The sequence below is a fragment of the [Collinsella] massiliensis genome (assembly GCF_002161605.1).
Classification (GTDB): Bacteria; Actinomycetota; Coriobacteriia; order Coriobacteriales; family Coriobacteriaceae; genus Enorma.
The window spans coordinates 61,850-87,683 of sequence record NZ_NFIE01000002.1 but is presented as its reverse complement, the minus strand read 5'-3'; the positions used below and the strand labels follow the sequence as shown (position 1 = coordinate 87,683).

Sequence of the window (25,834 nt, the reverse complement as noted above, 5' to 3'; positions counted from 1 at the left end):
GTGGCTGCTCCTTTTTTCAATGATTGCGAGTATTTCTGGTGATGGAATTCAGATATGCACGATGAGACGATGGCTGACGGCGCTCGGAAGGCGTCCGAACCCCCGAATCGGGCACCGCGACCCCCTTTCTCGGGCTGTTTTCGTCCGTTTTCGGACTCCGGCGCTCCGATTTGCCGCTTCCGGGCGCCGCCCATCGTGCATATCTGAATTCCACCACCAGAAATGCGCGACGGGAGGCGAAAAATGGGGTCGCGGCGGGGCGCTCACCCCGTTCGACGCGTACGCGGCGGGCGTTCTCCCCTCGCGGACGGCTCCGCGACGGGGTTCCACCCCGTGCGGCGCTTGCCCGGCGGGACGCGTCCGCCCGTGCGGCGCCTACGCGGCGGCGAACTCCCAGCCCGCGAGGCGGTCGCGGGCGATGTTGATGTCGAGGTAATCGGGGTCGCCGTCCATGAGGCGCGTGAACGCGGTGAACAGGTAGTGCGCGTCGGTGGGGCCGGGCGAGGCCTCAGGGTGGTACTGCACCGAGAAGGCGGGGATGTCGAGGAACTGGATGCCCTCGGCGGTGCCGTCGTTCAGGTTCACGTGCGTGAGGCGGATGCGGCCGAAGCGCTCGTTCGCAACGACCGGCGCGATGCCTCGCTCCACCCAGAAGCGCAGGTCGGCCGTCTCCGCGGTGCCGTCCGCGCCCGTCGGGTGCTCCGACACGCCGCCGGAGAGCTCCGGGACGAGTTCGCCCAAGCTCGGAAACACCAGGTTGAAGCCGTGGTTCTGCGCCGTGATCTCCACGCGGCGCGTGATGAGGTTCATGACGGGGTGGTTGCCCCCGCGATGGCCGTACTTGAGCTTCTCCATGCGCGCGCCCGCGGCGAGGCTCATCATCTGATGCCCCAAGCAGATGCCGAACACCGGCACCTTCCCCAGCAGGGAGCGCACCTGCTCGTACGTCTTGGTCGCGGCCTCCGGGTCGCCCGGGCCGTTGGAGAGGAACACGCCGTCCGGCCGCCGCGCGAGCACGTCAGCCGCCGGGGTGTCCCACGGGACGACGGTAAGCTCGCAGCCGGCGCGGCGCAGGCCCTCGAGGATGCCGCGCTTCACGCCGCAGTCGTACACGACAACATGGTGCCGGGCGGGCGCGGCCGGGGCCTCGGCGAACGCATGGCCCTGCGGCACGCGGCCGGGGTCGTAGGCATGCGCCTCGCGGCAGCTCACGGTCTCGACGAGGTTCTGCCCCACCAGCTCGGGCGCGGCGGCGAGTAGCGCGCGCAGCTCCGCGAGGTCGAGCACCTCAGTCGAGACGATGCCCTTCTGGGCGCCCGTCTCGCGCAGGTGCCGCACGAGCGCGCGCGTGTCCACGCCCTCGATGCCCACGATGCCGCGCTCCTCGAGGTACTCCGACAGGCTCATGGTAGAGCGCCAGTTGGACGGCGTGCGGCAGAGGTCGCGCACCACGAGCGCGCGGAGCGGCGGCCGCACGTTGCCTGCGAGCTCGCCGGGTGCGCCGGGTGCCACCTGCGTATCCGCCAGGTCGACGCCGTAGTTCCCGATCTGCGGGTACGTCATGGTGACGATCTGCCCCGCGTAGCTCGGGTCGGTGAGCACCTCGAAATACCCCTCGACCGAGGTGTTGAAGCACACCTCGCCCGTCGCGGTTCCCCGCGCGCCGCACGCACGGCCGAAGAACGCCGTGCCGTCGGCGAGCATGAGCACCGCAGGGGCTCCTTCGTGCTTGCTTGTTTGGGAAAGCATGCGCTGGGCGAGCTCGCTCAGCTGCGCGCGCGGTGCGGAGTGCGCCGCGCATCCTGGGTCGCACGCTGCGACCGCTGCATCGGTATGCGCCATCTTCGCTCCTTCCCGGCCTCTCAGAACCGGATTAAAGGTTTACAGGCTGTGCGTATTGTAGTCATTGCGCGCGGCCTTGTGTACGAAGATGGATGATTTATTCAGTAATTGATTGCTATGAGTGCAAATTATTCAGTTTTGCGCCCGCCAACCCGCGCGGCCCGCGCAACCACCGCGCCGTGCCACCCCGCCAACGCAAAAAGGCCTCCTTCCGGACGATCCCGAAAGGAGGCCTCATTGTCTAGCCCCGCCGACTGTGCGCGAGCACCTCGGCGCGCTCGATCCCGGCGGGCGTCGCTTTGTAGCTGTTGCCCAGCTGCGCGCCCGACTCGCTATAGACCGGGGTGGAGGTGATCAAGCCCTCGCGCCGCAGGCGCGTGACGGCGCGGGCGAGCGACTGCGAGCAGCAGCCCATCCGCTTGGCGAGCTCGGCTTGGCTGAACCGCACCTCGCCCGCGCGCTTGGTCTCCCGCGCGATGAGCTCCAGCACGCGCTCGTGCACGAAGGCATGGCGCCCGTTGATGCGCGTGCTGATGCCCCTCAGCGAGGTCCCCATCCCGGCCTCGGACATGCGCTACTCACCCCGCTTCTTGCGCGTCACCACGCCGGCCGCGACGCACACAGCGCCGATGCCCGCTGCGGCCATCACGGCGGTCGGCATCATGTCGCTCGTCTGGATCAGGCCGTCGTCGCTCGGACCCGCCGGGGCCGCCGGCTCAACGTAGGTGTTCGAGAACACCGGCAGCTCGGCCTTGCCGTTATAGGTGAGGCTCGTCACCCAGAGGTAGCCCTCGCGGTTGTCCTCGACGGTCACGTCCACGGTGTAGACGGTCTCGTCGTAGGTCACGCCGTCCTTCTGGACGCCGGCGGTCGCCGGGTCGTCGTCCTCGGGCAGCGCCTCGGCCACGGTGAACTGGTACTCGCCGGCCGTGTCGAAGGTCATGGCGTCGAAGACGAAGCCACCGTCCGCCGCGTTCTTCACGGTCTGCAGCACGTTGCCGTCGGCATCACGCAGCTCGAAGGAGAACTCATCCTCGGCGAGCGCGCGGCCGTCGAGCACCTTCGACCCGCCGACGTAGATCGACGCGTCCCGCGCCTCGTAGCTGTTGCTGACGACCACGTCGGTCACGGGGTCGCCGTTCGCGTCCGCGAACTCCCAGGTGACGGACAGCGTGCCGTTGCCCTTGTCCTCCACGTGCGCCGTCGCGGTGTAGCGCGCCGCGTCGTACGTCACGCCACCCTTGTGGCTATCGACCTCGTAGAAGGTGTAGGTGTAGTCACCCGGCGTACTGAAGGTGATCGCGTCGAGCGCGATGCTGCCATCGGCCGCGTTCACGCCCTGCGAGACCTGCGTGCCGTCCGCATCCACCATGACCACCTGGAACTCGCCCTCGTCCATCGTGCGGCCGGTGAGCTCCTTGGTGAGGGTCAGGCCGCCGTCAGCCGTGGGCGACGAGGTCTGCGGGTCGACGGAGTAGGTGTTCGTGAAGGTGAAGAGCGCGCCCTGTGCCGGGTCGGCCACCGCGGAGAGCGTGCCGTCGCCGTTGTCGGTCACCGTGACCGTGAAGGTCTTGCTGGCCTCGGCGTCATTCGCCACGCCCGCGACGTCGCCCGTCTCCGTCACCGTGTAGGTGAAGGTCTTGGTGCGCTGCGCGGACTCGACGGCGGGCGCGTCCTCGGTGCCCTCGGCCTCGGCGGTCGCCGCAGCGGTCTGGCTGCCCGTGTCGCCGAAGACGTTCTCCATGGTGAAGGTGATGTCACCGAAGCTCACGTTGCCCGAGGCGTCGTTGGTCGCCGTGGTGGTGGCGGGCATCGGCGCGCCGTCCTCGCCGGTCAGCGTGAAGGTGTACTTGCCCGCGATGTCGGGCGCGTTGTTGCCGGACTCGACCTTGAGCTGCTTCGCACCGGCGATGGCGATGGTCTGCTGGCCCGTCTGACCCTCGCCGTAAGTGTTGCGGAACGTGAGGCCGTTCTCGGAACCCTGCGGGTAGCCCACGACGATCCCGAGCGTGCCGTCGCCGTTGTCGGTCACCGTGACGGTGATCTGGAAGCCCGCGGCATCGGTCGCTGCAACGCCCTCATCCAGGTTGGTGGTGTCCTCGGTCACGTCATAGGTGTAGGTGAAGGTGTTCTTGCCGTTCACGAGGCTCGGCGTCGCCAGGTTGTTGTCCACGTCCTTCATCATCTGGTCGATGCTGTAGTTGATGGCGCTGAACGTGATGGTTCCGTCCGCGGCGTTGGTGCCGGTGGCAACCACCGTGTCGCTCTGATCGGCAGCGTTCGTCACGTTGAAGGTGAACTCGCCGTCGACCATCGGGCGGTTGGTGAGCGTCTTGGTGGCCTTGATGCTCGCGGAGCCGTTGCCGCCCAGCTCACCCGTCGCCTTGTAGGTGTTGGTGAACGGGATCACCGCGGTCGGGTCCTCGTTCTCGTCGTTGTCGTAGACGTAGGTCTGGGTGTAGTCCGCGCCGTCGGTCACCGTGGTGGTCACCTTGATGCCGCCGTGGCCGTCGTCAGCCGTGGTGATGGTCACGGTGTAGACCGTGCCGTCGTAGTCGACGCTGGCATCCGCGCCCTTGACCTCCTGCACCGTGTAGGTGTAGGTGTCGTCGGCATCGTCCTGCGTGAACTTGGCCTCGGTCGCAGCGTCGATCATCATGACCTCGGCGTGCGACGCGTTGTCGTCATCGACCGTGGCACCCGCCTTCGTGGTGAAGGTCTCGCCGTCCATGTCGATGCCGAGCTTGTCGGCAGACGCCTGGTCGGCCGGCTTCACCGTGAAGCTGAACTCGCGCATGTCGGCGTTCTCGAAGATCTTGGCGATCTCGATGCCACCGGCCGCCGCGAAGTCGAGCTCGCTCGCGTACTGGTTGGTGAACACGTTATTGGCAACCGTCACGCCGGTGGTGTAGCCGCCCGCGTTGTTGTCCTCGACCGTCACCGTGATGGTGGCCTCGTTCGTGGAATACGTGATGCCCGGGTTATCACCCGCGACCTCGGCCACCTTATATACATAGGTGCCCGGCGTGTCGTAGGAGATCTTCCCGAACGAGAAGGTCGCCTGGTCGTTGCCCTCGGCGTCCTCACCGGTGGCCGCGTTGACCGTCACCTCGGTCTGGGCGGGCATGGGCTGCTGGTCAAGCTCGATGCCGGCCGTGTTGGAAACGGCCTCGATCTTGAAGGTGAAGCTGTCGCCGTCCCACGCCTTGCCCGTGAGCACCTTGGTGAGCTGCACGTCGGCGGTGCCGGTGTCGACATCCGTCGAACCCGCGTCGTAGGTGTTGGTGAAGATGGCGTTGCCCTCGAACGTGCCGGTCTGCGTGTTGTACGGAGCCTCGCCGCCCGTGGCCACGCGCACGACCTCGACGAAGGTGCCGGGGTTCTGCTGATCCTCGGTCTGCTCGCTCGTCACCTTGGCGGTCACGTACTTGGTGGAACCGTCATAGGTCACGCCGTTCTTCGTCCAGCCGGTGCCGGCCTTCTGTTCGGCCGAAGCCGTGCCGTAGGCCACGCCCGGATATGCGGCGTTCGTCGCGTCGTCCGGAATCACCTCGGTGATAGCGTAGCGGTAGGTGTAGCCCACGTTGTCGCTCGTGAACGTCACGTTGTCGAAGATCACGTCGCCGCGGATGATGTTGCCCTTGTCGGGTGCGGCCGCAGGAGCCTTCTCGGCCACCTCGCCGTCCATCTTCCAGTCCTCGGACTGGGCATCGAAGTCGTCGTTCGACATCCAGCCGGCGAACGTCATATGGAACATGAACTCGTTGTCGGTCATGGCGGTGTCGCGGCCGGTCAGCACCTTGGCGGCGTTGAACGAGATGCCCACCTCGTTCGCCGAGTACTTGTTGGTGAACGTGATGCCCTGGTCGCTGGCGATGTCAGTCCACTCGCCGGAGCCCGCGGTCGGGCGCGACGAGAACTTGCTGCTCGTCACCTCGAGGTTGCCGTTGCCATCGTCGTCAACGACCACGGTCAGGCGGTACTGCGTCTGGTCGTAGGTCACGCCCAGGATGCCCGAGCCGGGGTTCGAAGCGTTGGGGTTGGTCTCGGCGATGAGGTAGCGGTAGGTACCGGGCTGCGTGAACGTGAACACATCCTCCGCATCGGGCACCACGTCGCCGCCGGGGTAGCGCTCGTCGGTGAAGGTGAACTGGGCGGAGTTATCGGTCACCTTGGAACCGTCCGCCAGCGGCTCGATGGTATCGGAGGTCTTTTCGGGCATGGTCGCCTCGACCACGCCGGGATCCATCTGCGTTTCGCCGTCAGGGTTGGTGCCGCGGCCGGCCGTCATGGTGAAGGTGAAGGTGTCACCCTGCTCCCAGTTGCGGCCGTCGAGTACCTTGTTGCCCTGCAGCGCGAAGTACGCCGCGCGGAACATGACGGGCTGCACGTTGTAGGTGTTGTCGAAGGTCAGCGCATCGCTGCCATCTGCCACCGTGGCCGTCAGGGTGCCGTCGCCGTTATCGATCACGTTGACCGTCACGGTCTTGACGGACGTGTCATAGGTGATGCCGTCCTTGGTCGGGCTGTCGGTGCTCACACCCTCGGGCAGCACCTCGCGCACGGTGAACTTGAATGTGCCCGCGTGCGTGAAGGTGATGTCACCGAAGGAAGCCTGGTAGTTCTCGGTTTCATCGTCAATGGTGATGCCAGCCTCATCGGCCGAGCCCGCGTTCTCGGGCAGAGCGATCCAGCCGTTATCAACGGCCTGCTTCGTCGACTCGTCCGTGGTGTCAGCCGCGAGCGTGAAGCCGAAGCTATCGTCCGGCGTCCAGGGGTCACCCAGGTTGCTCGTGTAGCTCTTGGTCACGGTGAGGTTGCCGTCGGCATCGCCGTCAAGCGAGCCGGACGCCTTGTACACGTTGGTGAACGCGGCGGCGTTATTCACCTGCTGGTCGGCATCGGTCGCCTTAGCGTTGTCGTAGCTCACCGCAGCGACGAGCTGGCCATCGCCGTCGTCTGTCACGGTAACGGTCACGAAGGACTCATGTTTGTCGTACGTCCAGCCGGCGGGAACCTCCTCGGGCATAACCTCGGTGATCTTGAACTGGTACTCGCCCGTGGCGCCGAACTTGATGCCGCCGAAGGTGGCCGTCTTGGTGTCGCCGTCAGCGAAGTCCTCGGTGATGGAGGCCTGGCCGTCGAAGTCGCTCTCAACAGCCTTGACGTTGTCCCACTTCTCGTCGTCCTTGTCGACCGGCTCAATCTTGAACTGGAAGTCCGTGGTGGAATCAGCTCCCGTCACGGTCTTTTGAACCGTGATCTGCTGCTCGGCGTCATCGCCACCCACGACCACCGGATCGGCCTTATAGCTGTTGGTGATCTCGACCGGGGTGCCCGTCACGCCGGCGATGTAGAGCTTGCCGTCGTACTCGCCCTCATTGTTGCGATCGGTCACCTTGACGGTCACCTCACGCTCGGTCGTGTCGAACCTCCAGCCGGCGTCCTCAGCGGGCTGGTTCTCCTGCACCGTAAAGGTGTAGGTGCCCGGCTTGGTGAAGGTCAGCTCGCCGAAGGTCAGCGTCTGAGACTCACCGGCCTTGATGGTGCCGTTGGTCTTCACCGTGAGCTGGTTCCGGTCGCCCAGCCCCTCGATGTTGTTGATATGACCGTCGTCGGTATCCTGCGCGGTCAGCGTGAAGGCGTAGTCGGTCGCAGAATCCGCGCCCTCAACCTTCTTGGTCACCTGGATCTGATAATCGGCGTCCTCTCCCACCGTGGCAGGCGTCGGGTTGTATTCGTTGACGAAGCCGAAGGTCGGAACGGTGTAGTCGTCGGCATCGGAGTTGGCATCCGCAATGACAACCTCGTTCACCGACTCGCCTGCTGCGTTCTTAATCTTCGTCACCGTGGTGAGCGTGTGCATGGTGCCGTTGCCGTTGTCCACGACCTCGATGTCCACACGGTACTGGGTCTTGTCGTAGGTCACCTGCGGAGCGCCGCTCTCGGTGGTCTCGTCCACGATGTAGCTGTAGGTCTTGCCCGCATCGGTCTCGTCGAAGGTCACATTCTGGAGCTTGTCCATGGTGTTGACCTCGCCGGTCGCAACCGCCGTGTTGCTGAAGCTCCTATCGTCCTTAGTCAGCTTCTTATTGGCATCTTCAGCAGTGGTCTTTCCGCTGTCATTTGCCACGCCCTCAATGGAGAACGCGAACTCGCCGGCATCCATCGGACGGTTGGTGAGCTGCTTGGTCACCTCGATGCCGCCCTTGCCCTCAGCGCCGTAGTTCATGGACGCCTCGTAGGTGTTGTTGAACTGCGCCTTGTCCGTCACGGAGCTGTTCACGTCGTTCTTGTAGGTCACCTCAGCAACGAGAGCACCCTGCTTGTTGTCCGTCACGTTGACCGTCACGGTGCAGATGTTGGTGTCGTAGGTCATGCCGGCACCGTTGGCGGTCTCGATGTAGCCACCCTGACCGTCAGACGCGACCTCGTCCACGGTGAACGTGTACTCGCCCGTCTTGGCGAACGCCATGTCCTTGAAGAAGAAGTCGGCAGATCCGCCCTGCATGTCGGCCTTGGTAACCTGGACGACCTCCGCATCTGGCAGAATGCTCTTCGCGTTGTCGTTCTTCGCCGTCAGCTGGAAGTAGAACGTCTCGTCGTCATGCATCTCGCGACCGGTGAGGGTCTTGGTGCCATGGATGGCGGTGTCGCCCTTGAGCTCGGCATCGGCCGGGTCGTACTCGTTGGTGAACTTAAGCTCGGCACGCGTGTCATACGGAGGCAGCACGGTGGCGACCAGGTGGGTCTCCTCCTCGGGAGTCCCCTCGCCCGTGGTGACCTCCTCGACCTTCACCTGAACGATGTGCTCGGTTTTGTCGTATGTCATGCCCTGCTCGTCGCCGGCGATCTCGGTCACCTTGTATTCGAAGGTCTTGCCGACATCGTTGCCGTCATAGTTGATGGTACCGAAGGTGAAGGCATAGCCGGTGTTGGTCACCTGCTTAGTCGTGGTTCCCTCGGCAACATCTGCGGGCATCGGGACATCCTTGGCGTCAACCGTGTAGTTCACGGAGCTGCCGCCCTCGGTCTCATAACCGCCGAGCGCCTCAAGCTGGAAGGTGAACTTACCGTAGTCGATGCCGTTGCCGCCCGTAGTGTCGTTGTAGACCTTCGTGCCGTCGATGTTGGTGGGAGCAGCGTTCACGTCATACGTGTTCGTGAACGTGGCCGTGCTGCCCTCGACCGGCACCGGGTCGGCGCCGGCCCCCATCGTGCCCTCATCGTTCTGAGTCTGCTGCAGCTCGACCTTGGAGACCACGAGCTTGCCGTTGCCGTCGTCGGTCACCGTGACCACCACGCGGTAAATCGCCGCGGAGTAGTCGATGCCGTTGATCGGATCGGTGTCGTTGTCCTCAGTGATGTTGTAGCGGTACTCACCGGGTGCGGTGAACGTGATGTCGCCAAACGCCTTAGTGAAACCGGGGGTCTGATCGTCAATCGTCACCGTGGTCTCTTCGGGCTCTGGCGCGCTTGTAATCGAGGGGTCGGTCGTGATGGCGCCCAGCCCATCGATCTCAAACGTGAACTCGTCGCTGTCGCGCCAGTCGCGGCCCTTGAGCACCTTCTCCACGCTGAGCGTGGTGTTCGTGTTGAGGTTCACGTCGGCGGCGTGGTACGCGTTGTCGAACGTCAGGGAGACCTGCGTAGCGGACTCGATGGCACCGGTCACGATACCGTCGGTGGTGTTGCTGTTGTCGACGCCTTCCTGCGCCGTGGTATCCGTCACGGTCCAGCCGTTTTCACCGACACCCTGCTCGGTCACCATGAACGCGGTGCCAACGGGCAGGCTGTCGATGCGAACCGTCGTGCCGCCCTGAACCTTCAGCGTCGCCTTTCCTTCGTTGAACGTCACCTTACCGGCGGCCTGGTCACCGACGTAATAGTTATAGGTGCCGGAAAGCGGCTCGGTCTTACCCTCCTCATCGGAGGGCACGCTTGCCGTGATTTCGAACGTGAACGTGTTCTTTTCCGCATTCTGCTTGGTCTCATTGGACGCGTTGCCCCAGTCGACCGTCTTCTTGATCTCGAGCGAACCGGGCATCTCGTAGTAGAGCTTGCCGTTGTTGCCGAGCGCCTGGGTGACCTCGTCGGTGTCGCTCCACGACGGGTTGAGCACGTTGGCCGCGGTCTTCGTTTCGTTCGAGTCCTTCCCGTCGGTCAGCGTTGCGGGACGGTCGGTGCGCTGGGTGCCAGCGGAGATGTAGTAGGCACCGTCCCGGCCATTCTCTTTCTGCATCGCATCCCACTCGTCCGTACCGCGCTGGATGGCGATGCCCGTGGAACGTTCCTCGCCCTTGCCCTCGCTGGTCTGCACCCAGTAGGTGTCCTTCCAGTAGAGGGTGCTGTAACGCCCAATATTCTGATCGGTCGCCTCGATGGTGCAGTCCTCGTCGACGTAGAGCGTGGCGTTCTGCGTGTAGTAGTAGAACTTGTTGCCCGCGTTGGGCTCGAAGGTCGCCATCGTGAGGCCGTCGGCTGCGCCGGCCTCGAAGTTGTTGGAATAGAAGTCGATAGTCTTGCCATCCGCTGACTTCTGGGAAGCCACGATCGCCGCGTACTCGTCGCTCGACGGGTTGTTAAGCGCCTCCTTGGCCTCAGCCTTCAGGCTCACGCCGTAGAACAGACGCACAGGATATGCCTGGGACACCGTCATGTCACCGGTGTCGGTATCAACGTTGTAGTTGCGCAGCGGGATAAGGGATGCAGGAAGGGTAACGGTGATGGTGTCGCCCGTGGCAAGGCCATCGCTGCGGGTAACCGTCACCGTAAGGTCGGCAAGATTCGCCGAACCGTACACAGCGTTGCCGTCAACCGTACCGGTGAAGTGGTAGGTGTCGACGTTGCCGTTCGTCTCTTTGCTGTCACTTGTATAGATCTCGTCGCCATAGGCAAGCTGAATCTGGTCTTTACCGACGCCGGTGCCCGTCACCTGCATGTAGGAGCCGAGCTGATCGGTGAAGGTGAGATTACCCGGGGCGAGGTTGCCCTCGAGGGAGTTGTCAACGATCGGCGAACCAGAACCAACGTTCTCGGTGATGGAAGACGTGATGTCCTCGAAGACCTGATCGAGCTGCTCGGAGTCCTCCGCAGCATAGTAGTAGTTGGCGTTGCCGCCATCCTTATCCTGCGTGCGGTCGCCGAGATATAGATTACTCCAGGATGCATTCCCCCACCGGTTCACTGCCGTAGCGTTCTTATAGTTGCTCGAAACGGCATTCATGTATTTGTTGAAATTGCCGCTCGTGTCGCTCGGATCGGCGCCCTGGAACACGCCGATGCTATAAATCAGCGTGCCGTCTTGTTTCATGTCATATGCATAGTTAATAGCCTCGGCGGCAACGGAACCGCTCCATTCGCTATATCCGGGCTCGCCATCGGTGAAGAAGATAACGACCTTTTGCGCGTTGGAGCGGGCACCGGTCAGTCCCTCTCCGCCATCCAGCACACGCTTCGCATGACTCATGCCGTAGTTCGCATAGGTAGCGCCAGCCGGCTCGAGCCTATCGATGGTGTTCTTGAGCGTTGCAGCGTTATCGGTCGTGTATGGCGCAAGGTCAGACACGACCTGGGAATTGTTATATCCGTCCCCATCTTTGTTGTTGCCGATATTGTCACGGCTACCGCTGGCGAACTTCACCAGCGAGATGCGGTGCTGATTATTGGGATCTGCGATGCCATCGTTCATTTCAGCGACGGAATCGACAAATGCGTCCGCCGCGTTCTGCAGCGCATCAATCTTGCTGATGTTCTGACCGCGCCCGCGCGAGTAGAACTGAATGTGATCGGGATCGTTGTCCGCAGGCGAGGTCTTCGGCTCGACGTAGGTATATTGCGGATTCAAGCCGCTTCCGCCGCTGCGGTAGCGCCAACCTTCCTGCTCAGAATCCCACCAATCCGGCTCGAAATACTCAACCTGTTGCCAGGTTCCATTCACCTGGATGTAATAGGTTTGGCGATGGTTGCTTGGATAGGCCTCGGTATAGGTGTAGGTCGTGCCCATGCTTTGGGACATCGACCCGGACACGTCCAGCACCAGCACGATATCGAGTGGCTTCGTCGAAACCGTCGTCGACTTGAGGTTGGACGTCGAGGACAGCGCCGAGAGGCTCACGATGAAGTCGGAGTCACCCTTCGTGATGGACTGTCCGCTCAGACCCTCGTTGTCGTCGTTCTTGAACGTGTACGTGTCATCGAACACGCTCTTGTCGGTCCAGATACGACCGACGTTCTGCGTTGATGGTTGGTCGTCGGGACGCGTGTACTGCATCCAGTTATTCGTCGTATCCGGGTCGACCACCGTCTTGCCCGTGACGCCCGCGGCTCGTGCGACGCCTATGAACGACGCCACCGACACCACGACGAACAGCACGGCTGCGAGGGCTGCAGCCACTATCGCCCTAGAGCGCCCCCCCCCCGCGGGGTTTCTTGTGGGTTCCTACCATCAACATAACCTTCCCATCCCTTACCGACACGCGAACTACCATTACGCTGCATTTGCGCATGTCTATCCCTACGCTACCTGAGGGTAGACATGCCTACTCTAATCCGCATTGCAAGGTCTGTAAACGAAAAATCGGCGGCTGACCTGAAGATATTTCATCAATACCCCCCACGTCATTTGACGCTATGAGCCTATTTGTCTGCACAGACGCCGTATGTTGGTCACCGTGTGGCATTTTGGTAGATTTGCGCCGCTCACCGCCTGAAAACGCACCCCGCCGGGCAGGGCGCAAAAAGCCCCGGGCGCGCTCGCCATCGAGCTGCACCCGGGGCTGTGGGAGGAAGGTCGCATCACCCGGCACCACGAGGCGGCCTCACGCCACCCGGCACTCCGCCCCCGCGCGCCGCGCGCCTACTTCGCCGTATCGCCGCGCTTCGCGCCCTTGCGGCTGAACACCTCTTTGAGCTGCGGTCCCGCCACCTGGATCATAATCACCACGATGAGGATGACGCCCTTGATGGTGTCTTGGATGAGCGCGTCCATCTTGAGCGCGATGATGATCTTGTCGATGACGTCGTAGGACAGCGCGCCGAACAGCACGCCGATCATGCGCCCGCGCCCGCCGCTCATGCTGATGCCGCCGAGCACCACGGAGGCGATGGCGTACATCTCGTAGCTCGAGCCGGTGGTGGCCGGGTCGGCGGAGGCGTTCATCGCCACCCATAGGAACGCCGCGAGGCCCACGAGCGCGCCCGCGATGGTGAACACGAGCGTCTTCATGAGCGGCACGGAGATGCCCGCGAGGTGCGCCGCCTTGGCGTTCGACCCCACCGCGTAGATCTTCTTGCCGAACTTCGTCGACGTGCAGATGTAGACGAACAGCGCCACCATGAGCACCATGACGATGCCCACGATGGGCACGCCCGCGATGCGCGCGTTGCCGAAGGTGTAGAGCGCGTCGTAGGCGCCGAGCTCGTTGGACATGCGGTACACGGAGCTGCCGTTACCGATGAGCTCACCGGGCAGGTGCTGGCAGGCGTACTGCGCCACGGAACGGTAGATGAGCATGGTCGCGAGCGTCACGATGAACGCCGGCATCTGCACCACGCCCACGAGGAAGCCGTTCACCAACCCGCAAAGCGCGCCGAACGCGAGCGCGAACAGCAGCGTGAGCGGGATGGACCCCGTCATGTTGAACACCACGACCGAGAAGCCTGCCACGAGCGCGAGCATCGAGCCCACGGAAAGGTCGATCTCGCCGGTGAGGCACACGATGCCCATGCCGATGGCGATGGTGCCGATCACCGCGCTGTGGCGCAGGACGTTCATGCCCGCGTTGAGCGTGAGGCCGTTGTTCGCGACGGCGTACACCACCAGGATGGCCAGAAACACCAGCACGAAGCTGTACCGCTTCACGAAGCCGAGCACGCTCGCCAGCCCCGTCGATTTCGCCTTTGCCTGCTCATTCACGATGGATGCACCTCACTCATTCATCCCGACCGGCTGGTTATCGCCCGCCGGCAGGTCGTCGCTCACGGAGTTCGTCGAGTACAGCATGACGGTCTGCTCGTCGATCTCGTCATGTTCCAGGCGCTTCACGATGCGCCCCTCATACAGCACGTAGCACACGTCGGCGACCTCGCGCAGCTCGGGGATCTCGAGCGTGTTGATGATCACCGTCTTGCCGTCGCGCGCCAGGTCGAGGATCAGGTGGTAGATCTCGGCCTTCGCGCCCACGTCGATACCCTGCGTGGGGTTGTCGAGCAGCAGCAGCTCGGCATCGGTGTTGAGCCAGCGCGCCATGAAGACCTTCTGCTGGTTGCCGCCGGACAGCGACAGCACGCTCTCGGCGCTGGAGTTCGCCTTGATGCTCAGCAGCTTCTGGTAGTAATCGAAGCGCTCCTGCTCGCGGCGCTTGTTGATGATGGGCCGCGCCGCCGAGAGCACCTGCTCGGAGAGGTACATGTTCTCGAGGAGCGACATGTCCGGCACCACCGAGTTCTCCTTGCGGTCGGACGGCAGCATAGCGATGCCCGCCTTCATGGCCTCGTGGATCGAGCCGCCGGAGAGCTGCTTGCCCATCATCGTGGCCGTGCCCGCGGTGGGGTGGCCGATGCCGAACAGGCACTGCATGAGCTCCGTGCTGCCGCAGCCCATGAGGCCCGTGAGGCCGATGACCTGCCCGCGCGACACCTTGAGGGAGATGTCCGAGAACCCCGGGCCGGAATAGTGGTCGAGCTCGAGCACGGTCTCGCCCGCCGGCCGCGGCTCCCAGGCACCGCGCTCCGAGATGGCCGCGCCCACCATCATGCCCGTGACCTCGCGCGGCGTGGTGTCGGCGATCTTGCCCTCGCCCACGAACGTGCCGTTGCGGAGCACCGTGTACGTGTCGCAGAGCTCGAAGATCTCGGGCATCTTGTGCGAGATGAAGATGAAGGACGTGCCCTGGTCGCGCAGGCTGCGCACGATCTGGAACAGGTGCTCCACCTCGGCCGTGTTGAGGGCGGTGCTGGGCTCGTCCAGGATGAGCAGCTTCGCGTTGAAGAAGAGCGCGCGGCTGATCTCCAGGAGCTGCTTCTGGCTCTGCTTGAGGTCCGCGACGAGGGCCGTGGGGTCGATGTCCACGCCCAGCCGCTCGAAGAGCTCGCGCGCCTTCTCGATCATGCTGCGCTTCTTGAGCGAGAAGACCGGGCCGGTCTCCTCCTGCCCCAGGAAGATGTTCTCGTAGGCCAAAAGGTCGTTGAAGAGGTTGAGCTCCTGGTGCACGAAGGCGATGCCGGCCTTCTCGACCGCCTTGATCGAGGCGCCGGTGATGTCCGCCCCGTCGAAGGTGACGGTGCCGGCGTCGGCGGTGTACGAGCCGGTGAGGATGTTCATGAGCGTCGATTTGCCCGCGCCGTTCTCGCCCAAAAGGGCGTGGATCTCGCCGCGCGCGACGTGCAGGTCGACGCCGTTCAAGACGGTGACGCCGCTGAACGCCTTGCGGATGCCGCTCATCTCAAGCAGATCCATAGCGCTCCTTCCCAATGCGATCTGTCCCCTTTGCTGAATGGGTTGGTTGGGGACGTGTTCCTTTCAACCCATTTTCGGCGTCCCGCAGGTCACGCCCCGGCCGCCGCCCCTCCATATGCGCTCGCCGAAAGCAGCACCACTTCGGCGGGCGCATACCAAACGGCGGCGCGACCCGCATCCGCCTCCCGGCCAAAGCCGCTGGGGGCGAACGCGGATCCGCGCCGCGACGGGGTGCCCGCCCGCGTGCTGCTGGGGGCGGGCACCGGGATGCCTCTTACTCGAAGCCGACGTAGTCGTCGACGTTCTCGGCCGTGACGTTCTCGCAGGCGATGACGTGGTCCTGCGGAACCTCCTTGCCGTCGAGGTGATCCACCATGTCCTGGATGGCGGTCTGGATCATGGACGGCGAGTAGGTGACGGACATGACGCCGCCGAGGTTCTCGGTGATGTCCTGGTAGCTGTTGCCACGGATGACCTCGTAGTACTCGTTCAGGCCGCCGCAGCCGGTGATGTAGGGCTTGGTCTCGTAGAAGACCTCCTTGGTGGCATCGGTGATGCCGCCGCCGTTGAGGGCCTCGAGGATGCCCATGGCGAGCTCATCGTCCTCGGCATACCACCACTTGATCTGCGCGTTAGCCTCGTCGCCCAGCAGCGACTCGAACGCGGCCTTCGTGTCGGAGCGGCTCCAATTCATGGCGCCGGACTTCTTGATGGCGGCGTCGATCTGCTCCTGCGTCCACTTCTTGTCCTCGGGCACGGTGGCGCCGTCGAACTCGAGGTTGCCGAGCAGGTAGTCGGTGAAGCCGTTGTCGCGCAGGGTGGTCACGGAGGAGGTGTCGCCCTGGTAGATGTACACGGCGTCGCCCGGGTTCATGCCGTTCTCCACGAAGTAGGCCGCGGAGCCGGCGCCGATACCGGAGTTGTCGCCCTTGACGTTGGCGACGGCGGAATCCTGGACGGCCTCGATGATGCGGTCGAACGCCACGTAGGGCACGCCCGCGTCCACGATCTGCTGGATGGCGGACTGCACGGTGTCATCGAGCGGCTGGATGACGATGCCCGCGACGTTGGAGAGGTCGCCGGCGAGGATGTCCTCGACCTGGGCGATCTGATCCGCGGCGGCGCCGGCGGTCTGGAGCTCGGCGGTGTAGGCGTCGGCATCGTTGATCTCGTCGACCTTCTCCTGCGCGAACACGCCCACCTGGCCGGTCCAGCCGTGGTCCGGCGAGGCCGTCAGCACGTAGATGTGGCCACCGGTGGCAGCAGCGGCGGAACCGGCGCCCGAGCCCTCGGTGGTCTCGCCGCCGGAGCAGCCGGCGAGCGCGGCGACCAGCGCGGTCGCGCCCGTACCTACCACGAACGAACGACGGGTGATGTTGCTCATAATGCGTTCCTTCCTTCCCTGTTTGGCCGCATTACCTTCGACTCGCCTGCCTTTTCCACAGACGAGGCTGAGTCCTAGATGACGAACTGGTCCATGTAGCGCTTCGAGAGCTCGACGGCCTGCACCAGGCGCTCGCGGGTGCCGTCCTCGAAGAAGCGGTCCTCGACCTCCAGGCAGCAGTCGCCGTTGTAGCCCACCATGGTGAGCTGCGACACGAAGTCGCTCCAGTCGACGTCGCCGTACCCCGGGATCTTCGGATCCATGATGTCGAGCGGGTAGGCCATGGTGCCGCGGCGCGCGAGCTCCTCCGGCTTGAACTTGATGTCCTTGAAGTGCACGTGGTAGATGCGGTCGGCGAACTCGCGGATGGCCGCGCCGCAGTCAATCTGCTGCCACACGAAATGGCTCGGGTCGAGGGCGAGCCCCAGGTTCTTGCTCGGCAGCACCTCGAAGACGCGCTCCCAGTTGGCGGGCGTAGTCATGATGTTCTGGCCGCCCGGCCAGTTGGACGCGTCGAAGAGCATCGGGCAGTTCTCGATGCACACGAGGATGCCCTCCTGCTCGGCCACGTCGAGGATGGGGCCCCACACGCCGGGCAGGATCTCGAGGTTCTCCTCGAAGGTCTTGTCCGTCACGCGGCCGATGAACGTCGTGACCTTCGGCACGCCGAGCTTCGCAGCGGCGCGGATGGTGGCGACGAGGTGGTCGTTGAACACCTTGCGGCGCTCGGGGTCGGGGTCGAGGTTGTTGGGGTAGTACGCGAGCGCGCAGATGTCGATGCCCTTCTCGCGGGCGTAGTCGAGGATGTGCTGCGCGTAGGCGTCGTCCTCGAGCACCCGCTCGGTCTCGATGTGCGTCACGCCGGCGTACTTGCGCTCCGCTTTGCCCTTCGGCCAGCAGGCGACCTCCACGCACTCGAGCCCGAGGCGCGCGACGTCATCCATCATCTCCTCATACGTCCAGCCGTCGAAGAGCGAGGTGATGAATCCCATCCTCATAGCGCGTTCTCCTTCCACGTAAAATTACCCCAGGGGTTTTTTGACATTGCCCCGGTGCTAGCCGATCTCGATGGTCTTACCGGTCTTGCTCGACTCGATGCTCGCGAACACGGCACGCATGGCGGGTAACACGCTCGAGGCGGGGATCGCGGGCTCGGTGCCGTCCTCGAGGCAGGCGACGAAGGCGTCGATGATGCCCGAGGCGGTCTGGTTGTCGTTCGTCTGGATGGCCTCCACGTCGTAGAGCTCGCGCTCGCCGTCGCGGCGGTCGATGACGATGGAGTGCGCCGGGTCGTCGTAGATGCGCATGACGCCCTCGGTGCCGTAGATGACGGTGGAGTTGTCCTCCGGGCCGTAGTACGTCCAGCTCGCGGTCATGGTTCCCACCGCGCCGCCGCTCATCCGGTAGATGCAGACGGCGTTGTCGTCCACGCCCACGAGGTTGCCCTCCGGGTCGCGCTTGTCGAGCGTGGTGACGTGCGCCGTGGTGGAAACGACCGTCTGGCCGATGAGCCACTGGATGAGGTCGGTCTTGTGCACGCCCAGGTCCGCCATGGCGCCCATCGCCGCGCGCTTGGGGTCGAAGAACCAGCTACCGGTGCCGGGGTCGACGCTCCAGGTCTCCGGGCCGCCGTGGCCGAAGGTGGTGCGGAACGTGAGCACCCGGCCGATGCGCCCGGCGTCGAGGAGCTCCTTGGCGCGGATGTGCGCCTTCGCGAAGCGCTGGTTCTGGTCGATCATGAGCTGCTTGCCCGCAACGTCCGCGGCGGCGACCATCTGCTCGCATTCCTCGAGCGTGATGGCCATGGGCTTCTCGCAGAGCACGTGCTTGCCCGCCTGGAGCGCCTTGATGGTGGTCTCGGCATGCGTGGCGTTCGACGTGCAGACGCTCACGGCGTCGACGTCCGGCGCGGCGAGGAGCTCGTCGAGCGTCTCGTACGCCGTGGCGCCGTAGCGCTCGGCCAGCTCGCGGGCGCGCTCGAGGTTCACGTCGTAGAGGGCGACAATCTGCGCATGAGGGTTCGCCTCGTACTCCGGGAGGTGCCGTACCTGCGAGATCTTTCCGCATCCGATGACGCCGACGCGAACCATGGTGCTCCCTTCCGCCGATGCGGCGCATGTCCGCATGCTTTCACTTCCTCGAGGCGCCCGGCTCCATTGAGGCAGCGGCCGGGCGCCCGCGTAGACCAGAAACCCGATGCTGGAATGAAAATTTCTTTCATTCCATATCGACATTTCTTTCATTTCCGATAATACCGAGGTGGGACACCCCTGCGGTTTTTTCAATCCGCGAACGGTAAAAATACTGTGCTCAGCGGCGGGGATATATCGGTGAACGTTGCATGTGAATATTTTTCATCTCGTTGACGGAAAAGGCGGAGCCATGCTCGCCCGCACACCTAGAATGTAAGAGGAGGCAGCGACGGGCATGCGCAGGCGAACCCCTCGCGCCAAGCCCCGTTCGGCCCGTGCCGGCTCCGCGCGCGCCTCCCGCGCACCCGCGGGCGCACATATATATGTAAGGAGAGCTCATGGCGAAGAAGATGACCATCGACCTCGTCGCGCAGCGCGCGGGCGTCTCCCCCGCGACCGTCTCGCGCGTCATCAACCACCCGGAGCTCGTGAGCGCCAAGACCACCGCGCGCGTGAACGCCTGCATCCGCGAGCTCGGGTACGCGAGCCTCGTCGACCGCTACGGTACCGCGCGGCCGCCGGAGGAGCGCGGCCCCATCGTGGTGAACATCCCGTGGCTCGACAACCCCTTCTACAGCGAGATCGTCCACGGCGTGCGCGATTCCGCGCGCACCGCGGGCTACGACGTCCTCATCTCGTGGGACACCCCGCGCCAGAGCACCGTCGGGGCGTATTGCGCGAGCCTGCGGCGCAGCAACGCGAGCGGCCTCATCACCATGTGCTCGCTTTCGACCGAGACCATCGAGCGCATCGACGCGACGCTGCCCACCATCCAATGCGCCGAGAACAACCCCGAGACCGACGTGCCCTACGTGACGATCGACGACCGCTCCGCCGCGCGCGTCGCCGTCGAGCACCTCATCTCGTGCGGGTGCCGGCGGCTCGCCATCGTGAGCGGGCCGGAGTCGTACAAGTACGCGCGCGGGCGCATGGAGGGCTTCCTCTCGGTGGCGCGCGAGCGCGGCATCGACCTCGACCCGAACTGGATCTTGCAGGTACCCGACAACAACTACGAGCTCGCCTGCTCGGCGGCGTGCCACATGCTCGAGTCCGAGAACGCCCCCGACGGCGTGTTCGCCTGCTCGGATACGTACGGGGCGGCCGTGATCCGCGCGGCGCGGCGGGCGGGGCTCTCCGTGCCCGACGACCTCATGGTGGTGGGGTTCGACAACATCGACATCGCGACCATGACCACCCCGACGCTCACCACGGTGAACCAGCCGCGCTACCGCATGGGCTACTCCGCATGCAACCTGCTGCTCGAGCGCATGCGCGGCGGCGCGGCCCGCTCGATGACGCTCGAGACCGAGCTCATCGTGCGCGAGTCCACCACGCGGCGGTAGGGTGGGGTGCGGGCGCGCGGTCCGTACGGGCGCGACCGGGGCTGCCGGGCGCCCAACCCCGACGCGCGCGACACCCACAGCTCGCCGCGTGATCCGTGCGAGCATTGTGGCGAAATGGGAAACTGCGCGGCACGCGGAGCCGCTGCGACCGGAGCGTACTATGCTGGTAGCGCACGCTGGTCCATAAGTCCGCGATGAAAGAAGGAAATCATGACAAACGAGACCGCTAGCACCGCCCTGCCACTCTACCAGCGCGAGGGGGCGTATATCCCGCGCGTTGCCGCCGTGCACGACCTGTGCGGCTACGGCAAATGCTCACTCGGCATCGCCATCCCGGTGCTCTCCGCAGCCGGCTGCGACGTCTGCCCCGTCCCGACGGGCATCTTCTCGAGCCACACCGCGTTCCCCGGCTGGTACATGCATGACACGACCGAGATCCTCTCCGACTACCTCGCCGCTTGGCAGAAGATCGGCGTCCAGATCGACGCGGTGTACTCGGGCTTCCTCGGCGCGCCGGAGCAGGTCGCGCGCATCCGCGACCTCTACACCATGTTCCCGGAGGCGCTGCGCGTGGTAGACCCCGTCATGGCCGATCACGGCAAGGTCTACGCCACCTACACGCCCGAGCTCTGCGCCGCGATGGCCGAGCTCGCCGAGGGCGCGGACATCCTCACGCCCAACCTCACCGAGGCCGCCATCATCCTCGATGAGCCCATCGGAGACGCGTGGGCGGGCGAGGACATCGACGACGCCGAGGCGCGCCGCCTGGTGGACGCGCTCCTCGAGAAGGGTACGAAGGCCGTGGTGCTCAAGGGCATCCAGCGCGGCGACGGCCTCATCCGCAACTTCGTGGGCACGCAGAACGGCGCCTTCTTCGAGGCGAACAACGAGCTTCTGCCCTACATGCTCCACGGCACCGGCGACCTGTATTGCTCGTGCCTGCTCGCCGCCATCATGGCCGGGCGCTCGCTCGACGAGGCCGTGCGCTTCGCCGGCGACCTCGTGCACGACGCGATGATCGTCTCCTCGAAGCAGCCCGAGTTCCAGGCGCGCGGCGTGAGCTTCGAGCCGCTGCTGGGCAAGGTCACGGCATTGCTGGGATAAACCGACGCCCGCGGGGCGCCATGCTCGAGTTTTGCGGGGCGCTGCAGCCAGACTGCGGCGCCCCGCGGGCTTTTTGGGTGCAGTTGACGGCTTTGCGACGGTCCCGCGACGGCCTCGCAGCAGCCTCGCTGAAACAAAATGAACGAAACGAACGTTTTATGAGGGGGTAGCCGAGTAGCCGGCACAAGGGCAACTCGGCTACCTGCGCTTTTGTTGGCGCGTGACCCCGCGCTACTTCCGGGGGTGCCCATAAACCGTTCGTTTCGCGCAATTTGGGATCGCGCGCCCCTCGGAAAGCCCGGGAACCGTTCGTTTGGCGCGTTTCATGCCGCGCACGCGCCTTCGCGCGCTCGCCGCGACCGCTTACGCCGCGTCGTCCCCCTGCGCCTGCTCGCGCGCGGCGTCGAGCGCGGCCCCGCCGTCATCGCCCAGGTAGATCTCCTCGCCCTTGCGCGCCTGGCCATCCTGCAGCTCCTGCTCGTGTGCCTCGATGTCCGTGTCGTCGACGCTCGGCGTCTCGATGAGCGACGAGACGGAATTCACCTGGGACTGCAGGCGCCCGGCGACCTCCTCGTCCATGCCCACAATCTTGAGCTCCCAGTCGATGTTGCTCGACGCCTCGGACTTGTTCTTCGTCCAGATAAAGGTAAAGATGAGCCGCGGGCTCTCCGACGTGCTGCCATCCCCGGGCACGATGTTGCCCTCGTCGTCCACGAACGCGGACACGTTGTAGACCACGCGATTGATGTTGTCGTTGAGCAGGGCGTTCGTCGCGAGCGCCGCCGCCTCGATCTGGCTGTTCGAGAACAGCTCGAGCTCGTTTTCCGCCTCGGTGGAGACGACGCTCACCTCCACGATGCCGGCGCGCTCGTCGGCCTCGTCCACGGTGAACCGCGCCGGGAACTGCGTGAAGCCGTTGCCCCACTCGACGCCGCCCTCGAGCGCGCGCGAGACGGTCTCGGTCGTCACGGTGTCGGAAAGGTTCGCCGTGTTCAGGCGGCGCATCACCCCGTAGCCGATCTGCATGCCCACGATGAGCAGGATCGTGCCCACGATGAACGCGATGCCCATGCGCGAGATGGAGACGGAGGCCTTCGAACCGGACGGGTCCTCGTCTGAGAGCGGGTCGATGGCGTGCTTCTGCTCGGCGGCGCGGCGGCGACGGCACTTCGAGCCCTTTCCCGTGCGGGCGGGCTCCACGACGCCGGCGGCATCGACGCGCGAGAACAGCTCCTCGGCCTCTTCCGGTGTCAGATTAGATCCCTTTGCCATCGCGTTCCCGTCGAACCCTTGCCGGCATGCGAGCGCCTACGCGCCCAGCTCATCAGAACCGGCATCCCCGCGAAGCGACGACCCCGCGCGGGCACCCTCGAACTGCATTCGATAGTAGCGAGCATAGGTGCCATCGCGCTCGAGAAGCTCCTCATGCGTGCCGCGCTCCACAACACGACCACGCTCGACCGTCGCGATCTCGTCGGCGTTCTTGATGGTCGAGAGGCGGTGGGCGATGATGATCGTCGTGCGGTCGCGGGCGAGGCGCTCGAGCGATTCCTGCACCGCCTCCTCGCTCTCGTTGTCGAGCGCCGAGGTGGCCTCGTCCAGGATGAGGATCGCCGGGTCCTTCAGGAACACGCGCGCGATGGCCACGCGCTGCTTCTGCCCGCCGGAAAGCCGGCTGCCGCGCTCGCCCACCACGGTGTCGTAGCCGTCGGGCAGGCTCTCGATGAACGCGTGGATGTTCGCGCGGCGCGCCGCCTCGACGATCTCGTCCGGCGTGGCGTCCGGCCGGCCGTAGGCGATGTTCTCGCCGATCGTGCCGTCGAAGAGGTACACGTCCTGCTGCACGAGGCCGATCGCCTGGCGCAGGCTCTCCTGCGTCACGGAGCGCACGTCCTGGCCGTCGATGGTGATGGCGCCGCTCGTCACGTCGTAGAAGCGCGGCAGCAGCGAGCACGTCGTGGTCTTGCCGCCGCCAGACGGCCCCACGAGCGCGATGGTCTCGCCCGGGCGGATGGAGAGGTTCAGGTGGTCGATGACCGGCCGGCCGGCGCGGTCGCTGCCCAGCTCCTCGTCCTCGTAGCTGAAGCACACGTCGCGGTACTCGATGGCGCCGTCGGTGACCTTGAGCGGGCGCGCGTCGGGGGCGTCCTCGATGTCGGGCATGGTGAGCATGACCTCGTCCATGCGCTTGAAGCCGGCGATGGCCTTCTGGATGTTCTCCGTGGAGTTGACGAGCGTCTCGATGGGCGTGGTGAACAGGCTGATGTAGAGCGCGAACGTCGCCATGTCGACGGCCGTCATGCTCCCCTGCGCCACGAGCAGGCCGCCCACCACGACGATCACCGTGAAGAGCGCGCCGGTCATGAGGGCGCTCGTGGCCTGGTACGCGCCCATGGCGTGGTACTGCGCGACCTTGGAGTCGAGGTAGCGGGCGTTCGAATGGCGGAACTTCGCGCGCTCCGTGCCCTCGTTGGCGAACGACTTCACCACGCGCATGCCCGCGAGCGAATCCTGCAGCTGGGAGTTGACCTCGGAGATCTTGCGGCGGTTGTCGGCGAAGACCTCGCGCATGCGGAGGTTCTGCCGCACCATGATGACGACGAACACGGCCGTCACCAACGCCATGACGCCCGTGAGCACGGGCGAGATGGTCGCGAGGATGATGAACGCGCCGATGATCTCGACGCCGCAGATGATGATCCATTCCGGCACGTGGTGGGCGGCCTCGCAGATGTCGAAGAGGTCGTTCACCACGCGGCTCATCATGTCGCCGGAGTTCACGCGGTCGAAGTACGTGAAGCAGAAGCGCTCGTACTGGTCGAAGAGGTCCTGGCGCATGCGCGACTCCATGCGCGCGCCCATGATGTGGCCCTGCGCGGAGACGAAGTAGCGGCAACCCATGCGTACGAGGTACATCACGACGAGGCCGAGGGCGATGTAGCCCAGCGCGCCGAGGATGGCGTTGCGGCCCTCCATGAACAGGCCGCCCGTGAGCGCGCGCAGGATGCTGGGGAAGGCGAGGTCGATGCCGGCGATGACGAGCGCGCAGACCGTATCCGCGATGAGCAGGCCGCGCTCCGGCTTGTAGTACGCCAGGAAGCGCCGGAGCATCGTGGGGTGGAGCTCGGGACGCGCGGGGGCGTCGTGCGAGGTGGAACGGACGTGTTCGGGCTCGGTCGGAGTGCTGCGCATGAAACGCCTTTCGATATGCGGTGGGTATGCAGCGCCCAGTATAGCGCGTCGCGGAAGTCGTTGAGGATTTCATCACGACCGATGAGTTCCGGCGGGTTCATGCCTGCTGTCGGCTTGAAGGGGTTGCCGCGTTGTTGCGCCATCATGATCGCCGCCGTTCGCGCTCTGAAATTCTAACAAGGTGAGCAAGCAGCTGAAGGGCTACCGGGGAACGACGCTGCGACGTGCCGGGGCTTCGCGCGCCAAGTCCTACGCAAACCCCTGCCCGCAGTACCTGCGCATCGCAGCTGACACGCCCTCCGGCGTCGTCTGCGCCATGATGTCGGCCACCGCGGCAGCATCGAGGAAGACGTTCATGAGCGCCTGGAGCACGGCGACCTGCCCTTCGGCGTGACCGGTGAGCCCGAGGTTCACGATAAGCTCGGCCGAGACGTCGCCGCCGATGCCCGCCATGCCCTCGAACACGACGGGCGTGCGCGGGCGAACCACCGCGATGTACGGTTTCTTGAGGTGAACAGGGTCGACATGCGGCAACGCCACGGCGACGGCCTCGAATTGGAGTCCGGTGGGAAAGTCCTGCTCGCGCTCGACGATCGCCTCGTACCACGTGTCCTCGATGTACCCCAGCGATGCGAGCGCGCTGCCGAGCTGCCGAAAGAGGTCATGCCGATCCCCAGCCTCGAGGTCGAGGAACACGAGCTCGGGCTTGAACAGGTCGATGCACGCGCCTTCCATGATGTTGACCACAACCCAATCCGCATCGGATGCAAACAGAAACGAGGAGGCTCCACGAGCATGGCCCGCGAAGCCCCCTCATTGTACAAGAGGGCGCAAACACTGCTATCGGAGCTTAGACCGTGTGTTTTCCTGAGAAGAAAAAGCCCCGCACCTGCGAGGCTGTCGGTTCTGGTGGAGGTAAGGGGGTTCGAACCCCTGGCCTCAGGCTTGCAAAGCCCGCGCTCTCCCAGCTGAGCTATACCCCCTTTTAGGAATAAACACCCCAGCGGCGACTCGGCTCTCGCTGGGGTGTTTATTGCGAAAGAGATGGTGGACCTGACAAGATTCGAACTTGTGACCTCCCGGTTATCAGCCGGACGCTCTAACCAACTGAGCTACAGGTCCATCGCACTAGGAGATAATAACCCGGCCATGTCGGCGCGTCAACCACTTTTTTCAAACGACTTTGCGTCGTTGGATGGGTCATTGGGGACGGGTTCAATTGACTCAGTGAGACAAACGAACCCGACCCCAATGTCTCGGTGAGTCAATTGAACCCGTCCCCAATGACTCAATCACTCCGTGGGGTGTTTGTGGAGTT

The 25,834-nt window shown here is 64.7% G+C and carries 13 protein-coding genes and 2 tRNA genes; 2 read left to right on the top strand and 13 right to left on the bottom strand.

From position 1 onward, the window contains the following. Positions 1–375: 375 nt before the first annotated feature. From carA to B5G02_RS01195, 8 genes are all read right to left on the bottom strand, one after another. Positions 376–1,842 (bottom strand): glutamine-hydrolyzing carbamoyl-phosphate synthase small subunit, encoded by a 1,467-nt coding sequence (carA, locus tag B5G02_RS01230; protein WP_094334862.1) that lies wholly within the window; start codon positions 1,840–1,842, stop codon positions 376–378. 241 nt (positions 1,843–2,083) lie between these two features. After that, the gene (locus B5G02_RS01225) at positions 2,084–2,413 is read right to left on the bottom strand and encodes a helix-turn-helix domain-containing protein (protein ID WP_019240157.1); all 330 of its coding nucleotides are present in this window, start codon (positions 2,411–2,413) and stop codon (positions 2,084–2,086) included. A gap of 3 nt (positions 2,414–2,416) precedes the next feature. Further along, positions 2,417–12,238, bottom strand: coding sequence for a Spy0128 family protein (locus B5G02_RS01220; RefSeq protein WP_094334861.1), 9,822 nt, complete (start codon positions 12,236–12,238; stop codon positions 2,417–2,419). 462 nt (positions 12,239–12,700) lie between these two features. Then, positions 12,701–13,759 carry an ABC transporter permease gene (locus tag B5G02_RS01215; RefSeq protein ID WP_094334860.1) on the bottom strand — a complete coding sequence of 353 codons (1,059 nt, stop codon included), beginning with the start codon at positions 13,757–13,759 and terminating at the stop codon, positions 12,701–12,703. Between the two features lie 12 nt (positions 13,760–13,771). Beyond that, the gene (locus B5G02_RS01210) at positions 13,772–15,301 is read right to left on the bottom strand and encodes a sugar ABC transporter ATP-binding protein (protein ID WP_094334859.1); all 1,530 of its coding nucleotides are present in this window, start codon (positions 15,299–15,301) and stop codon (positions 13,772–13,774) included. Positions 15,302–15,575: 274 nt separating this feature from the next. Beyond that, positions 15,576–16,685: a substrate-binding domain-containing protein gene (locus tag B5G02_RS01205; protein WP_094334858.1), complete on the bottom strand. Its 1,110-nt coding sequence runs from the start codon at positions 16,683–16,685 to the stop codon at positions 15,576–15,578. 74 nt (positions 16,686–16,759) lie between these two features. Beyond that, entirely contained in the window at positions 16,760–17,683 is a 924-nt protein-coding gene (locus B5G02_RS01200; protein WP_094334857.1) for a sugar phosphate isomerase/epimerase family protein, read from the bottom strand. Positions 17,684–17,740: 57 nt separating this feature from the next. Continuing rightward, a complete protein-coding gene (locus B5G02_RS01195; RefSeq protein WP_094334856.1) occupies positions 17,741–18,775 on the bottom strand; it encodes a Gfo/Idh/MocA family protein in 1,035 nt (344 codons plus the stop codon). 440 nt (positions 18,776–19,215) lie between these two features. Between B5G02_RS01195 and B5G02_RS01190 the strand changes: the two genes are divergently transcribed. Together B5G02_RS01190 and B5G02_RS01185 are read left to right on the top strand one after the other, a co-directional pair. Further along, positions 19,216–20,220 (top strand): LacI family DNA-binding transcriptional regulator, encoded by a 1,005-nt coding sequence (locus B5G02_RS01190; RefSeq protein ID WP_094334855.1) that lies wholly within the window; start codon positions 19,216–19,218, stop codon positions 20,218–20,220. Positions 20,221–20,430: 210 nt separating this feature from the next. Beyond that, positions 20,431–21,324 (top strand): PfkB family carbohydrate kinase, encoded by an 894-nt coding sequence (locus tag B5G02_RS01185; protein ID WP_094334854.1) that lies wholly within the window; start codon positions 20,431–20,433, stop codon positions 21,322–21,324. Positions 21,325–21,687: 363 nt separating this feature from the next. Here the strand turns inward: B5G02_RS01185 and B5G02_RS01180 are convergent, their stop codons facing one another. The 5 genes from B5G02_RS01180 to B5G02_RS01160 all read right to left on the bottom strand — a co-directional run bounded on the left by B5G02_RS01180 (position 21,688) and on the right by B5G02_RS01160 (position 25,638). Further along, a complete protein-coding gene (locus B5G02_RS01180) occupies positions 21,688–22,596 on the bottom strand; it encodes a hypothetical protein (RefSeq protein WP_094334853.1) in 909 nt (302 codons plus the stop codon). A gap of 36 nt (positions 22,597–22,632) precedes the next feature. Continuing rightward, entirely contained in the window at positions 22,633–24,435 is a 1,803-nt protein-coding gene (locus B5G02_RS01175; RefSeq protein WP_206383724.1) for an ABC transporter ATP-binding protein, read from the bottom strand. Between the two features lie 330 nt (positions 24,436–24,765). Continuing rightward, complete coding sequence (locus B5G02_RS01170) at positions 24,766–25,263, bottom strand: PTS sugar transporter subunit IIA (RefSeq protein ID WP_094334851.1); 498 nt, start codon at positions 25,261–25,263, stop codon at positions 24,766–24,768. Positions 25,264–25,423: 160 nt separating this feature from the next. After that, positions 25,424–25,499: transfer RNA gene (locus B5G02_RS01165), tRNA-Ala, on the bottom strand. A 62-nt stretch (positions 25,500–25,561) separates the two neighbouring features. Beyond that, positions 25,562–25,638: transfer RNA gene (locus B5G02_RS01160), tRNA-Ile, on the bottom strand. Positions 25,639–25,834 lie beyond the last annotated feature (196 nt).

Coding starts and splice junctions, on each gene's coding strand:
- B5G02_RS01180 (WP_094334853.1), bottom strand. CDS start 22,596: ATGGCAAAGGGATCTAATCTGACACCGGAAGAGGCCGAGGAGCTGTTC.
- B5G02_RS01190 (WP_094334855.1), top strand. CDS start 19,216: ATGGCGAAGAAGATGACCATCGACCTCGTCGCGCAGCGCGCGGGCGTC.
- B5G02_RS01175 (WP_206383724.1), bottom strand. CDS start 24,435: ATGCTCCGGCGCTTCCTGGCGTACTACAAGCCGGAGCGCGGCCTGCTC.
- B5G02_RS01195 (WP_094334856.1), bottom strand. CDS start 18,775: ATGGTTCGCGTCGGCGTCATCGGATGCGGAAAGATCTCGCAGGTACGG.
- B5G02_RS01200 (WP_094334857.1), bottom strand. CDS start 17,683: ATGAGGATGGGATTCATCACCTCGCTCTTCGACGGCTGGACGTATGAG.
- B5G02_RS01185 (WP_094334854.1), top strand. CDS start 20,431: ATGACAAACGAGACCGCTAGCACCGCCCTGCCACTCTACCAGCGCGAG.
- carA (WP_094334862.1), bottom strand. CDS start 1,842: ATGGCGCATACCGATGCAGCGGTCGCAGCGTGCGACCCAGGATGCGCG.
- B5G02_RS01210 (WP_094334859.1), bottom strand. CDS start 15,301: ATGGATCTGCTTGAGATGAGCGGCATCCGCAAGGCGTTCAGCGGCGTC.
- B5G02_RS01225 (WP_019240157.1), bottom strand. CDS start 2,413: ATGTCCGAGGCCGGGATGGGGACCTCGCTGAGGGGCATCAGCACGCGC.
- B5G02_RS01205 (WP_094334858.1), bottom strand. CDS start 16,685: ATGAGCAACATCACCCGTCGTTCGTTCGTGGTAGGTACGGGCGCGACC.